Origin of the sequence: Lacinutrix sp. WUR7, from assembly GCF_016864015.1 — a bacterium.
In the GTDB taxonomy this organism is placed as follows: domain Bacteria; phylum Bacteroidota; class Bacteroidia; order Flavobacteriales; family Flavobacteriaceae; genus Oceanihabitans.
In genome coordinates this window covers 3450464-3464291 of record NZ_CP045067.1, presented here as the reverse complement: position 1 = coordinate 3464291, position 13828 = coordinate 3450464, and the positions used below count along the sequence as shown (strand labels likewise).

Here is a 13828-nt window from a genome sequence, read left to right as displayed (position 1 = left end):
TAGTTACTTTGCATCTTTATGATTAAGAAATATTTTACTTGCCTTTGTCTTTTATACTTCGTTACTTCTAATGCGCAATTAGGAGGAGAAAGTACATACCAATTTTTAAACTTGGTGTCATCGCCGCGTCAAGCAGCGCTTGGAGGTAAAGTTCTTACTAATGTAGATTATGATGTAACACAAGCTATTTTTAATCCAGCAACTATTAATTTAGAGATGGATAATCAATTTGCTGTAAATTATTCCAGTTATTTAGGAGGTGTAAATTACGGTACTGCAGCTTATGCATATACCGTAGATAGAAGAAACCTTACCTACCACGTAGGAGTTACTTATATTAATTACGGAAGTTTTGATGGTTATGATGAACAGGGTAATGCTACCGCTTCCTTTTCAGGGAATGAAGCAGCAGTTTCTTTTGGTCATTCTAGACAAATAGGATATTCCGATTTTTATTTAGGTGGAAACGTTAAACTGATCACTTCTAAATTAGAAGAATATAGTTCTATTGGTTTTGCTTTTGATGCTGGTTTAATTTATATAAACGAAGACATCGAGTTTCAAGCAACCTTAGTCCTTAGAAACGCAGGAACACAAATTACTACCTATGCCGGACAAAACGAATCGTTACCTTTTGAGGTAGATTTTGGTATGTCGCAAACCTTAGAGTTTGTACCAATACGTTGGCATTTAACTTTCGAGAATTTACAAAAATGGCCAATTGGAGCTTCTAATCCTGCAAGAGCAACTACAGATTTAGAAGGAAACCAAACCCAAGAGGAAGTTGGTTTTTTAAATCAAGCATTAAGACATACTATAATAGGAGCAGAGCTGTTTCCAGAAGGAGGTTTTCAAATTAGAGTTGGTTATAACTTTAGAAGAGCAGAAGAACTTCGTATCGTTGAACAACGTAATTTTTCTGGTTTGTCTGCAGGAATTTCTATCAAACTAAACAAGTTTCGTTTTAGTTATACACACGCAAAATATACTAGTGCAGCAAATGCAAACTTTTTTGGAGTACAGCTAGATTTGAATTAGAGTTGCTATGATCTCTTAGGTTTTCTATCTAATTTTTATTTGCTAAATTACGCCCTCAATCAGGCAATAGCGGTACACTAAACTATCAAACGAACATCAATCCATTCAATTTCAATCCAAAAACTATAAAGTGCAAAAAATTACAATAGCCATAGACGGATTCTCATCCACCGGAAAAAGTACAGTAGCAAAACAAATTGCAAAACATTTGGGTTATATCTATGTAGACTCTGGTGCCATGTATAGAGCCGTTACTTTATATGCCATGCAAAATAAATTTATAGATGAAAATCATTTTGATAGGCTAGGTTTGGTTTCAAAACTACCAGAAATTACTATCCATTTTACATTTAATCCAGAATTAGGCTTTGCCGAAGTATATTTAAATAATGTAAATATTGAAAAGCAAATTAGAACACTAGAAGTATCGAGCTTTGTAAGTCAGGTGTCTACCATTCCAGAAGTGCGTTACCAATTAGTAAAGCAGCAGCAACAAATGGGAAAAGATAAAGGTGTTGTGATGGATGGTCGCGATATTGGTACTGTAGTTTTTCCGTATGCGGAATTAAAAATTTTCATGACAGCTTCAGCCGAAACTAGAGCACAGCGTAGATACGATGAACTTATTGGGAGAGGAGATGATGTGTCTTTTAAAGACGTATTACATAATGTGCAAGAACGCGATTATATAGATTCGCATAGAGAAGATTCCCCTTTAGTAAAAGCAGAAGATGCTGTAGAAATAGATAATTCTAATCTTTCGTTAGAAGAACAATTTGATAAAGTCTTAAAATTAGTTACTATGACACTGGAAGATAAGGAGTAGTTTTTAGTAAACAGTGTTCAGTCATTCTAATATTTATTATTACGTTAAAATAAATATGTAGTTCCTAATTCTCTATGAGACTTTGTGTTTCTTTGTGAATCTCCGTGTAATTATTATTAAATACTGAAAGCATTAATTTTCAACTTCATATAGTTAAGATTAAAAGTGCTTCGCCTTTTTTGTCAAACCTTCCGACTTATACTAAAGTAGCATCCACCTTCCTTCAGCTAAAGGAAGGAACAAGAAGTAATTCCAATTCATATTAGGTAGAAGCTCTCCTCTTAAGTTTAAGAGGAGAATGAATTTAGATTTTTTTCTAATCTGAAGAAAGAGGAGTTTGTTATTACGTTCATCAGTCAATCCAATATTCCATAATTACATAAAAACAAGCCTATAGTTCCAATTTCTCTGTGTGACTTTGTGTTTCTTTGTGAATCTCCGTGTAATTATTATTAAATACTGAAAGCATTAATTTTCAATTTCATATAGTTAAGATTAAAAGTGCTTCGCCTTTTTTGTCAAACCTTCCGACTTCTACTAAAGTAGCATCCACCTTCCTTCAGCTAAAGGAAGGAACAAGAAGTAATTCCAATTCATATTAGGTAGAAGCTCTCCTCTTAAGTTTAAGAGGAGAATGAATTTAGATTTTTTTCTAATCTGAAGAAAGAGGAGTTTGTTATTACGTTCATCAGTCAATCCAATATTCCATAATTACATAAAAACAAGCCTATAGTTCTTATTTCTCTGTGTGACTCTGTGTTTCTTTGTGAATCTCCGTGTAATTATTATTATTATTAAATACTGAAAGCATTAATTTTCAACTTCATATAGTTAAGATTAAAAGTGCTTCGCCTTTTTTGTCAAACCTTCCGACTTCTACTAAAGTAGCATCCACCTTCCTTCAGCTGAAGGAAGGAACAAGAAGTAATTCCAATTCATATTAGGTAGAAGCTCTCCTCTTAAGTTTAAGAGGAGAATGAATTTAGATTTTTTTCTAATCTGAAGAAAGAGGAGTTTGTTATTACGTTCATCAGTCAATCCAATATTCCATAATTACATAAAAACAAGCCTATAATTTCAATTTCTCTGTGAGACTTTGTGTCTCTTTGTGAATCTCCGTGTAATTACTTTTTGTATAAAAGACTATAAACATTAAATTTTCAACTTCAGATGCAACTTCATTTTCAGTAGCAAAACATTTGGCAATCAAAAATTTAATTGTATTTTTGCACTCCTTTTGGCGAATAATGGAAAGATAAAAGGAATAAAACAAAAACAATTTTAACACTTCTGTGTGTTATCGCATGATATCTTCCTAAAACATAGCAGAATACAAAAACATAATGTAATACGTTTATCGACTAAAGAAAACGGTTACATTATTAAATTAAATAAATGGCTGATAAAGCAAAAAAAGTAGAAGCAGAAGTTGCAGACGCAACGGAAGCAGCAGTAGTAAAAGAAACTCCTCAAGTTTCTGAAGCACAAGCAAACCCAGAAAAATTCTTAGCAGATTTCAATTGGCACAATTACCAAGAAGGTATTGATGAGGTTGAAGATTCTCAATTAAAAGAATTTGAAAAATTAGTATCGGAAAATTTCGTAGATACTTTAGATGACGAAGTAGTAGAAGGTGAAGTAATTCACATTTCAGATCGTGATGCAATTATTGACATCAACGCAAAATCTGAAGGTGTAATTTCATTAAACGAATTTCGTTACAATCCAGGTTTAAAAGTTGGAGATAAAGTAGAAGTATTAATTGATGTTCGTGAAGACGCAACTGGTCAATTAGTATTATCTCACAGAAAAGCTCGTGTAATTAAAGCTTGGGATAGAGTAAATGATGCACATGACACTGGTGAAATAGTAAACGGTTTTGTAAAATGCAGAACTAAAGGTGGAATGATTGTAGATGTATTTGGTATTGAAGCATTCTTACCAGGTTCTCAAATTGATGTGAAACCAATTAGAGATTACGATCAGTATGTAAACAAAACTATGGAATTCAAAGTGGTGAAAATCAACCATGAGTTCAAAAACGTAGTAGTATCTCATAAAGCTTTAATTGAAGCAGATATTGAAGTACAGAAGAAAGAAATTATTGGTCAACTAGAAAAAGGTCAAGTACTTGAAGGTATTGTTAAAAACATTACTTCTTACGGTGTATTTATTGATCTTGGTGGTGTTGATGGATTAGTTCATATTACAGATCTTTCTTGGTCAAGAATCAACCATCCAAATGAGATTGTTGAATTAGACCAAAAATTAAATGTGGTAATCCTTGATTTTGATGAAAACAAATCAAGAATCCAATTAGGTCTTAAACAATTATCTAAACATCCTTGGGATGCATTAGGTGAAGATGTAAAAGTAGGTGACAAAGTAAAAGGTAAAGTTGTAGTTATAGCTGACTATGGTGCTTTTGTTGAGGTAGCTGAAGGTGTTGAAGGATTAGTTCACGTAAGTGAAATGTCTTGGTCTACACATTTACGTTCTGCACAAGATTTCGTATCAGTAGGAGATGTTGTTGAAGCACAAATCTTAACTTTAGATAGAGAAGATAGAAAAATGTCTCTTGGTATCAAGCAATTGGCTCCAGACCCATGGACAGACATTACAACTAAATATCCTGTAGGTTCTAAACATTCAGGAACAGTTCGTAACTTTACAAACTTTGGTGTTTTTGTTGAATTAGAAGAAGGTATTGATGGATTAATTTACATCTCAGATTTATCTTGGACTAAGAAAATCAAACATCCATCTGAGTTCTGTGCAGTTGGTGATACTTTAGATGTAGTTGTACTTGAGTTAGATGTTGAAGGACGTAAATTATCTTTAGGTCATAAACAAACAACAGATAACCCTTGGGATAAATACGAAACTGAATTTGCTTTAGGTACTACGCATACTGCAGAAATTGCAGAAGTTGTAGATAAAGGAGCTACTATTGAGTTTAACGAAGATATCGTTGCTTTTGTTCCTTCTCGTCACCTTGAAAAAGAAGATGGTAAGAAACTTACAAAAGGAGATTCAGCAGAATTCAAGATTATCGAATTTAATAAAGAATTTAAAAGAGTAGTTGCTTCGCATACTGCTATCTTTAGAGAAGAAGAAATCAAGAATGTAAAAGAAGCTGTTAAAAAAGCGGCAAGTCAAGCAGCAGAAGCTAAACCTACTTTAGGTGATGCTAACGAAGCTTTACAAGCACTTAAAGATAAATTAGACGGAAAAGCATAGTCTTTCTAGAAATTTTATATAAATTAAAGCCTCTCCTTTTGGAGAGGCTTTTTTTTTATACCTTTATGCATAAACCTCAATGTATTATGAAACATAAAATATTCCTTTTTTTTGCTTTGCTTTTTTGCACTATAATGCATTCCCAAACGGTTGCTTACGATGCGACTTATGATAATTTTGATAATACAGATTGTATCGATTTGTTTTATTTAAATCCTTTTGTAAAAGGACATCAAATAGATGTGCAAGTTTCTTATTATTCTTCTTTATTAGATGCTCAAAATGATACCAATCCATTAGTTAGATTTTATACGTATTCGTCTAACAATGAAACATTGTATGCCAGAGTAACAAATACATTAAACGCTACATATGACACTTCTGTAATTACGCTTGCTTTAAGAGAGTTTCCTGTGCCTCCTCCGCCAAATGGGCAACTAGAATTTTATTTATGTGATGTAGATAATGATGGTATTGAAGTGGTGCATTTACGTAATATTGGTACCACAGGAGGTAATATATATAACAATCAGTTTTGTGGTTTATATGACAGTCAAATTTCATTAACCTACCATCTAAGCTATTCAGATGTTGTTAATGGAGAGAATCCTATTGGTGAAGTGTTTACTTTAACCGAAGACACTTATATTTATTGTAGAATTAGTAACGATGTAAATAGCGGTACTTTTACTTACGATTATATTTTAAAATTAACAACTTGTGCAGCTTCCGATGACGATGGAGACGGAATTGATAATGCTAGGGAAGATGCAAATAGAAATGGAAATTATCTAGACGATGATACCGATATCGATGGCCTAAAAAATTATGAAGATGACGATGATGATGGCGATGGAATTTTAACTATAAATGAAGATTACAATAATAATGGATCTGCTTTAGATGATGATACTAATTCCAATGGAATTGCAGATTATTTAGAGGCTGATGTTACCTTATCTACAGCAATTCATAACGATATTAAATTCGGAATTTATCCAAATCCCGTAACAAATTATCTAAATATAGAAACCGATATCTCGGTAGAAGCTTCCGTAGTTATATTCGATTTAAACGGAAGAATAGTAATGGATTTAAACGGTTTTAAAGCAGAAGAAAATATCGATGTAACCAAACTTCCTACCGGAGTTTATTTTTTAAAATTATATACTGAAACTATAAACAATACCATAAAGTTTATTAAAAAGTAAAAGCTATTCGCATAAATAAAAAAGCCTCTTAGAAATAAGAGGCTTTTTTATTACATATAATTAGTCTTTCAACTTCTAAAATTTTGCATTATCTTTGTTTACCAAATACGTTTGGATATTCTATGAGTCAAAAAGTGTTACTTAACGCAAAAGAGGTAAACATCATTCTTCATCGACTGGCTTGTCAACTTATTGAAAATCATAAAGATTTTACGGATACTGTTTTAATAGGAATTCAACCTAGAGGAAAGTACTTAGCGAATAGGTTAATTACTTTGCTAAAGGAAGATTATAAAATTAAAAACCTACAATCCGGTCAGTTAGATATTACTTTTTATCGAGATGATTTTAGAAGAAGTGACAAACCTCTGGAAGCAAATGCCACAGAAATGGATTGTGCTATTGAAGATAAGAAAATAGTTTTTATTGATGATGTTTTATACACAGGACGAAGTATTCGCTCTGCATTAACAGCAATTCAATCTTTTGGTAGACCAAAGGAAATTGAACTACTTACCTTAATAGATAGAAGATTTAGCAGGCATTTACCAATTCAGCCAGATTATAGAGGAAGACAAGTAGATGCTATAAACAAAGAAAAAGTAAAAGTAAATTGGGTAGAAAACGAAGGAGAAGATGCTGTGTATTTAATTAATAGTTAATTTTATTATTAAGTTACTAAAAGTACAGATGTCACACAGATTACAATTGAAGTGTCTCGATAAAAAATAAAATAAATAATTTGCCAATAGCTAATAGCTAAGAGCCAAAAGCAAAAAAAGTATGAGCGAGTTAAGTGTAAATCACTTATTAGGAATTAAATATCTTAACAAAAAAGATATCGAACTCATTTTTAAAACTGCAGATCATTTTAAAGAAGTGATTAACAGACCAATTAAAAAAGTGCCATCACTTCGTGATATTACTATTGCCAATTTATTTTTTGAAAACTCTACACGTACAAAATTATCTTTTGAATTAGCAGAAAAAAGACTCTCTGCAGATGTCATTAATTTTTCGGCAGCGCAATCTTCAGTAAAAAAAGGAGAAACGCTAATAGATACCGTAAACAATATACTTTCTATGAAGGTAGATATGGTAGTGATGCGTCATCCAAATCCTGGAGCAGGTGTGTTTTTATCTAAACACGTAAATGCAAGTATTATAAATGCAGGAGATGGAGCACATGAGCATCCAACACAAGCACTATTAGATAGTTATTCTATACGTGAGAAACTTGGAGAGGTAAAAGGTAAAAACGTAGTTATTGTTGGTGATATTTTACACAGTCGTGTTGCATTATCTAACATCTTTGCACTACAATTACAAGGTGCAAATGTGATGGTTTGTGGGCCAAAAACGTTAATACCAAAGTATATAGATAAACTTGGTGTTAAAGTAGAAACCAACTTGCGTAAAGCATTAGATTGGTGTGACGTAGCAAATATGTTACGCGTACAGAATGAAAGAATGGATGTTAGCTACTTTCCTACAACCAGAGAGTATGCACAACAATATGGAGTAGATAAAACTTTACTAGATTCCTTAGATAAAGAAATAACCATCATGCATCCTGGACCTATAAATAGAGGAGTAGAAATAACTAGTGATGTAGCAGATTCTAAACAAGCAATTATTTTAGATCAAGTACAAAATGGTGTAGCAATTAGGATGGCAGTAATATATTTATTAGCTTCTAAAATAAAACAATAAATTATGATTTTTGATAAAGAAGAAAATATTACCATTATTACGCAAGAAAAAGCATCCGTAATTGAGTTAGTAAAAAAACTAGATGTATTATATGAAAGGTTTAAAAGCGATAATGTAATTATTAATTTAACTAGCTTAAAACCAGTTACAGTAGAAAATATTGTAGAGTTTTTACAAATATCAAAAAAACATAGAGGAGCAAAAAAATCTTTTGTAATTGTAACAGATAAAATCAATATTGCTGAAACTCCAGACGAAATAATTGTTGTGCCAACATTACAAGAAGCACATGATATTATTGAGATGGAAGAAATGGAACGTGACTTAGGTTTTTAGATGTTTAATTGTGGATTAGATTTTATGCAATCCGAAACAACAGATTTACAAAAAATAAATTAACATCCATTAATGAAACTACGCATTTTAGGCTGCTATAGTGCAACTCCAAGGGTTAATACCAATCCAACAGCTCAAGTACTAGAAATAAATAACCACATGTTTTTAATTGATTGTGGCGAAGGTACTCAAGTACAATTGCGTAAGCATAAAGTGAAGTTTAATAGAATTAAGCATATTTTTATTTCGCATTTACACGGCGATCATTTTTTTGGTTTAGTAGGTCTTATTTCTACATTTAGATTACTTACTAGAGAAACAGAATTGCACATTCATGCTCCAAAAGGACTGAAGGAAATTATTACCCTTCAAATGAAAGTTTCAAAGTCTTGGACTAATTATCCATTGATCTTTCATGAATTAAAGGCCAAAACTTCCGAAATTATCTTTGAAGATGATTTGGTAGAAGTGCATACTATTCCGTTAGACCATAGAATTTATACCAATGGTTTTCTATTTAAAGAAAAAGAGGGAGAACGTAAGTTAGATATAAATAAAGTAGAAGAAGCTAACATTAACGTTGCGTACTACAGAAAGCTAAAACAAGGCTTTGATGTTCAAAATGAAGATGGTGTTTTAATAGATAATAAAAAAGTTACCGAACCAGCAAAGAAACCTAAAAGCTATGCCTTTTGTAGTGATACGGCATATTCTGAAGCAATCATTCCAATAATTAAAGAGGTAGATGTACTTTATCACGAATCTACTTTTTTAGAGAAAAATGAAAACCTTGCGGCTCCAACGAAACATAGTACAGCAAAACAGGCTGCTACAATAGCGCTAAAAGCGAATGTAGGCACTTTAATTTTAGGCCATTATTCTACTAGATATGGTGGTTTAAAAGCATTTAAAGAAGAAGCAAATACTATTTTTAAAAATGTAGAACTTGCAGAAGACGGAAAACTTTTTGAGTTTTAGTATACTTTCTTAAACTCGTCCAAATTTAATGTCCAAGAAACTGCTTCTTCAATAGAATTAGAACGTTTTAGACTCTTTTTAGAAAAAAGTTTTTCTAAAGTAGCATTATTATAGTTTAATTCAGAATAGTAAACAGATACACTAGCGACAACAAAATCATATTTATCAAAAAAATTCTGCCAATGGTTGGGATCATAGGAATACGAATTTACTTTGTTAGAGATATAGGCTATCTTGAATTTATCAGGATAGTGTAAATATATAATTTCAATTATTTCTACAATTTTGTTCCAACTTAAGTGTATTCCTTCATTCATTTCAGAAATCACGAATTTTTCACAAAAATAAAACGTTCCAAAAGGAAGCGTTTTTTTAGTATAAGCATGTTCTTTACTTATAATAGAATCTTCAAATAGCATTAAAAATGTTTTTAGGGATTGACAAATTACATAATTTACTTGAAAATTCAAATCCTATTCGCTCTCGATATACGTTTTAAATTGACGCATCCAGGTATCTACTTGGTTTTTAAACATTCCCGGAAATAATTTCATCAGTATTTTTATTATAAAGCCATTTAATTTTATATAATCTATTTGGGAGACGTAGCGAGTAGTTTCTGGGTTTATAGCAGTAAAAGTGACATGCATAGTATTGGTAGTGTGTTTGTGTTCATACAAACCTTTAAATGCATCAGGAAGGTTGTTAAGTTCTATCGTTTCTATAAGCTCTAACTTTTTATAAATTAGTTTAGATTTTGTACCTACTTCATTCATTTTTCCGCTTAAAAGCTCCTTACGTATAAAACCATCTTGAAAATGGTGTTGTTTGTTCGGATCTAAAAATACAGAGACCACTTTATTTCTGGAAGCATTAATATCTATGGTACAAGTAAATTTCATGAATACATTTTTTTATAAAGTTACAAAATTGGTTTACAAATTATTTAAAAAACGTGTAAATTGCATGTATGGAAAAAGACCTAGGAAATTATAGAAAATCTTACGAAAAAGGAGCGCTTTTATTAGAAGACACTCCAGAAAATCCTTTAGAATTATTTCAAAAATGGTTTCATGAAGTGGATATGCATTTCCCGGAAGACGAAACCAATGCAATGACTTTATCTACCATTGGTATCGATTCTTTCCCAAGGAGTAGAGTAGTGCTGCTTAAAAAATATACCTATGAAGGTTTTATTTTTTATACCAATTATAATAGTGAAAAAGGAAAAGCAATTGCTAATAACCCAAATGTTTGTATTTCTTTTTTTTGGCAAGCTGCAGAACGACAAGTTATAATTAAAGGTAAAGTAGAAAAAATAGCAGCAAATTTAAGCGATGGCTATTTTGAATCCAGACCTAGAGGTAGTCAATTGGGAGCTTTAGTTTCTAACCAAAGTGAAATATTAGAAAATAGAGAAGTTTTAGAGATTAAATTAAAAGCATTAGAAGCAGATTTTGAAGGAAAGGAAATAGAACGCCCAGAATTTTGGGGAGGTTATATTGTAAAGCCTGTAGAAATGGAATTTTGGCAAGGAAGAGCAAATAGACTGCATGATAGAATACGTTATACGCTTGATAAAGAGTGGTTTTGGGTGAAAAACCGATTATCTCCTTAAAAAGTCGTTTAAAAGTCATTTTCCTGTAGGTTAATTCGTTCTTAATCGATTATCGACACTATAATTTCGATGAAATACACGTCGTTTATCGATTTTAACATTTCGTTAACATTTTTTTTAGACTGGTATTGTATATTTATACTCCCAAATCTAAAGAACCTTAACCATGAAAAAACCTACTTTATGGCTTATGGCATTAACAATCTTGTTTACCACGTTTTCGTGTTCAACAGAAAATAATGATCATGAAGCAAAAAACGTTAACAGTGAATATGTAGTACCAGATACTAAAGTTATTGAAACTGAAATTCTAGAACTTCTAAATGAATATAGAATAAATGAAGGTTTAAGTACTTTGGAATCTTTAGATTTAATTAAATCTCAAGCTTTTGTGCATTCCGATTATATGGCAGAAGTTAGTAATATTTCTCATGACAATTTTTCGCAAAGAAGTGCCTTTTTAAAACAATACGCTGGAGCCAATAGAGTTTCAGAGAATGTAGCTTATGGTTATAGTAGTCCAGCTTCAGTAGTTAATGCATGGATTAATAGTGAAAGTCATCGAGGAGCGATAGTAGGAGATTATACGCATTTTGATATTTCGGCAGAACAAGATGAAAATGGATATTGGTATTTTACGAATATATTTGTAAAGAAATAAATTAAGAATTTTATAATAAAGAAAACCACTCTACAGGAGTGGTTTTTTTATGTTCCATAGTATAATATTTATGTTCTATAGGAGAATAGGAATTGGCTAGTTATTCGTTTCAAATGTTATTTGTGTATTCTTATTTAATTCCTATTTAATAAGACTTAAAGTTTAATACAAATTAAAAGCCACTCTATTTAGAGTGGCTTTTTAAGTATAAGATGTTGTTAGGGAGTCTTTATAATATTTTATAAAGTAACACCTTATACTGTATTAATATTCGTTAGTGATAATGAATTTTGATCTACGGTTTTCTTGGTGTTCTTCTTCGGAACAAATTTTTCTATGTGCATTATCACATCTATTTACCAATTGTGATTCACCAAAACCAATGGCACTGTCAATTCTGTCGGAAGTTATACCTCTAGAAATAATATAATTTCTAGTAGATTTAGCTCGTTTATCGGAAAGCTTCATATTATACGCATCTTTACCACGACTGTCTGTATGTGATTCGATTTTGATATGCATTTTTGGGTGATTCTTCATTACAGTTACAATGTTTTCTAACTCATATGCAGCATCTGGTCTAATGTTAAATTTATTGTAATCGAAGAAAATAGGATTAATTACAATCTCATTATTTACAATAAATGGTGTTAATAGTAAATCTTGTACTTGTTCCTCTTCTGAAACATCTGTAGTTTCCACTTCTTGTATGTCGTCTCTATAATCTAATTTACTTCCAATTACGGTATATTTCTTTTCACATTCTACTTCAAATTCATATTCTCCATTTTCATTAGATACTATTTCTTCTAGTTCTTTTCCTGTTTCGTCTAAAAGTTTCACTTTCGCTTCCGGAATTGGTAATAGTGTTTTTTGATCTCTAACTACACCTTTAATTACTTGTTTACATTGGTAAGAACCAAATTGGTAAATATCATCACTACCGCTTCCTTCCTCTCGGTTAGAAGAAAGAAATCCTCTATCCTTATCGGAATCTATAAAGAATGCGAAATCATCGAATCGACTATTAAAAGGTGCTCCTAAATTTTTTGGATCTGTAATAGAATCTTTGTCTGTAACTTGAATTATATTAGATTTAAAAACATCTAATAAACCTAAGCTAATATGTCCGTCTGATGAAAAGTAGAACGTACTGTCTTTGGCAACATACGGAAACATCTCTCTACCTGGCGTATTGATTTTTGCTCCTAAATTTTCAGGAGTACCATAAGTTCCCGATCCTTCTATTTCTACACTGTAGATATCTGTACTTCCCAAACCACCTTCGCGATCGGATACAAAATATAAGGTTTTGTTATCTGGGCTTAAAGCAGGATGACCAGTAGAGTAGACCTTATCATTAAAAGGAAGTTCTACTATATTACCCCATTTTTCTCCAGATTTAGTAGCTTTATATATTTTTAAATAAGAGGTACCTTCATCATCATAAGATATCCTTTTACGGTGGTTAATATTATCTCTTGTAAAATACATGGTTTTGCCATCATTAGTTATGGCAACTGTAGCTTCATGAAATTCTGTATTTACTTCTTCAGAAAGTGCTTTAATGTCTTCAATAGTTACTTCATCTTCTTCATATGCAATGGTTCCTGAAAAAATATCTAAAAATGGTTCTTCGTTCCATTTGTAAATTTTACCACTACCACCATCACCAGTAACTTTAGTAGAAGCATAATAAAAGGTACCGTCATGAACATATCCTCCAAATTCGGAGAACTCTGTATTTATTCCTAGTGCAGAAAATTTTACATATTTTCCTTCGGTAGAAGAGAGTTCTTTGTATTTAGCAAGATCCATGATTTCAAAATCTTCGGCTCTTTTATCACTAGTTTGTAGTTCTTTAAATTTAGTAATCCAAGTGTTCGCATTTTCATATTCTCCTAAACTTCTTAGGGATTGGATGTACTTGTATATAAATTCCGGATTTATTTTTTCGTATTTATTTACTGCTTTGCCATACCACATCGCTGCTTTTTCAGAATTTGAATTGTTGTAATAACAATCTCCTAATCGTGTTAATACATGCTCGCTACTATCTCCTTTTTTCACAGCAGATTCATATAACTCACTTGCTTTGATATACGCATAGTCTCTAAAATAGTTATCGGCAACTTTTACCTGTGCAAATAGCATGGTATTGCAAAGAACTAATAATATTAATATAACTTTTGTTTTCATCTGTATCT

Annotated in this window: 13 protein-coding genes; 10 read left to right on the top strand and 3 right to left on the bottom strand. The window is 31.6% G+C overall.

Features of this window, described 5'->3' with window-relative positions:
* The first annotated feature begins 18 nt into the window (after window positions 1-18).
* The 8 genes from porQ to FG167_RS15040 all read left to right on the top strand — a co-directional run bounded on the left by porQ (window position 19) and on the right by FG167_RS15040 (window position 9342).
* Entirely contained in the window at window positions 19-1038 is a 1020-nt protein-coding gene (gene porQ / locus FG167_RS15075; protein WP_203459043.1) for a type IX secretion system protein PorQ, read from the top strand.
* A 130-nt stretch (window positions 1039-1168) separates the two neighbouring features.
* Complete coding sequence (gene cmk, locus FG167_RS15070) at window positions 1169-1864, top strand: (d)CMP kinase (RefSeq protein WP_203459042.1); 696 nt, start codon at window positions 1169-1171, stop codon at window positions 1862-1864.
* 1395 nt (window positions 1865-3259) lie between these two features.
* The gene (gene rpsA / locus FG167_RS15065) at window positions 3260-5104 is read left to right on the top strand and encodes a 30S ribosomal protein S1 (RefSeq protein WP_203459041.1); all 1845 of its coding nucleotides are present in this window, start codon (window positions 3260-3262) and stop codon (window positions 5102-5104) included.
* Window positions 5105-5190: 86 nt separating this feature from the next.
* The gene (locus FG167_RS15060; protein ID WP_203459040.1) at window positions 5191-6315 is read left to right on the top strand and encodes a T9SS type A sorting domain-containing protein; all 1125 of its coding nucleotides are present in this window, start codon (window positions 5191-5193) and stop codon (window positions 6313-6315) included.
* Window positions 6316-6437: 122 nt separating this feature from the next.
* Window positions 6438-6977 carry a bifunctional pyr operon transcriptional regulator/uracil phosphoribosyltransferase PyrR gene (pyrR, locus tag FG167_RS15055; protein WP_203461133.1) on the top strand — a complete coding sequence of 180 codons (540 nt, stop codon included), beginning with the start codon at window positions 6438-6440 and terminating at the stop codon, window positions 6975-6977.
* Window positions 6978-7098: 121 nt separating this feature from the next.
* On the top strand, window positions 7099-8028 hold the full coding sequence (locus FG167_RS15050; RefSeq protein WP_203459039.1) for an aspartate carbamoyltransferase catalytic subunit: 930 nt from the start codon (window positions 7099-7101) through the stop codon (window positions 8026-8028).
* A 3-nt stretch (window positions 8029-8031) separates the two neighbouring features.
* Entirely contained in the window at window positions 8032-8364 is a 333-nt protein-coding gene (locus FG167_RS15045; RefSeq protein ID WP_203459038.1) for a ribonuclease Z, read from the top strand.
* Window positions 8365-8436: 72 nt separating this feature from the next.
* On the top strand, window positions 8437-9342 hold the full coding sequence (locus FG167_RS15040; RefSeq protein ID WP_203459037.1) for a ribonuclease Z: 906 nt from the start codon (window positions 8437-8439) through the stop codon (window positions 9340-9342).
* Here FG167_RS15040 and FG167_RS15035 read toward each other — a convergent pair.
* On the bottom strand, window positions 9339-9761 hold the full coding sequence (locus tag FG167_RS15035) for a hypothetical protein (protein ID WP_203459036.1): 423 nt from the start codon (window positions 9759-9761) through the stop codon (window positions 9339-9341). The two genes, FG167_RS15040 and FG167_RS15035, sit on opposite strands and share 4 nt — an antisense overlap.
* A gap of 54 nt (window positions 9762-9815) precedes the next feature.
* The gene (locus FG167_RS15030; RefSeq protein WP_203459035.1) at window positions 9816-10244 is read right to left on the bottom strand and encodes an SRPBCC family protein; all 429 of its coding nucleotides are present in this window, start codon (window positions 10242-10244) and stop codon (window positions 9816-9818) included.
* Window positions 10245-10312: 68 nt separating this feature from the next.
* On the opposite strand from FG167_RS15030, the gene pdxH reads away from it, so the two are divergent.
* Together pdxH and FG167_RS15020 are read left to right on the top strand one after the other, a co-directional pair.
* Window positions 10313-10960: a pyridoxamine 5'-phosphate oxidase gene (pdxH, locus tag FG167_RS15025; RefSeq protein WP_203459034.1), complete on the top strand. Its 648-nt coding sequence runs from the start codon at window positions 10313-10315 to the stop codon at window positions 10958-10960.
* A gap of 166 nt (window positions 10961-11126) precedes the next feature.
* Complete coding sequence (locus tag FG167_RS15020; protein ID WP_203459033.1) at window positions 11127-11621, top strand: CAP domain-containing protein; 495 nt, start codon at window positions 11127-11129, stop codon at window positions 11619-11621.
* A 264-nt stretch (window positions 11622-11885) separates the two neighbouring features.
* Here the strand turns inward: FG167_RS15020 and FG167_RS15015 are convergent, their stop codons facing one another.
* Window positions 11886-13820: an OmpA family protein gene (locus tag FG167_RS15015; RefSeq protein WP_203459032.1), complete on the bottom strand. Its 1935-nt coding sequence runs from the start codon at window positions 13818-13820 to the stop codon at window positions 11886-11888.
* Between the last annotated feature and the right edge of the window lie 8 nt (window positions 13821-13828).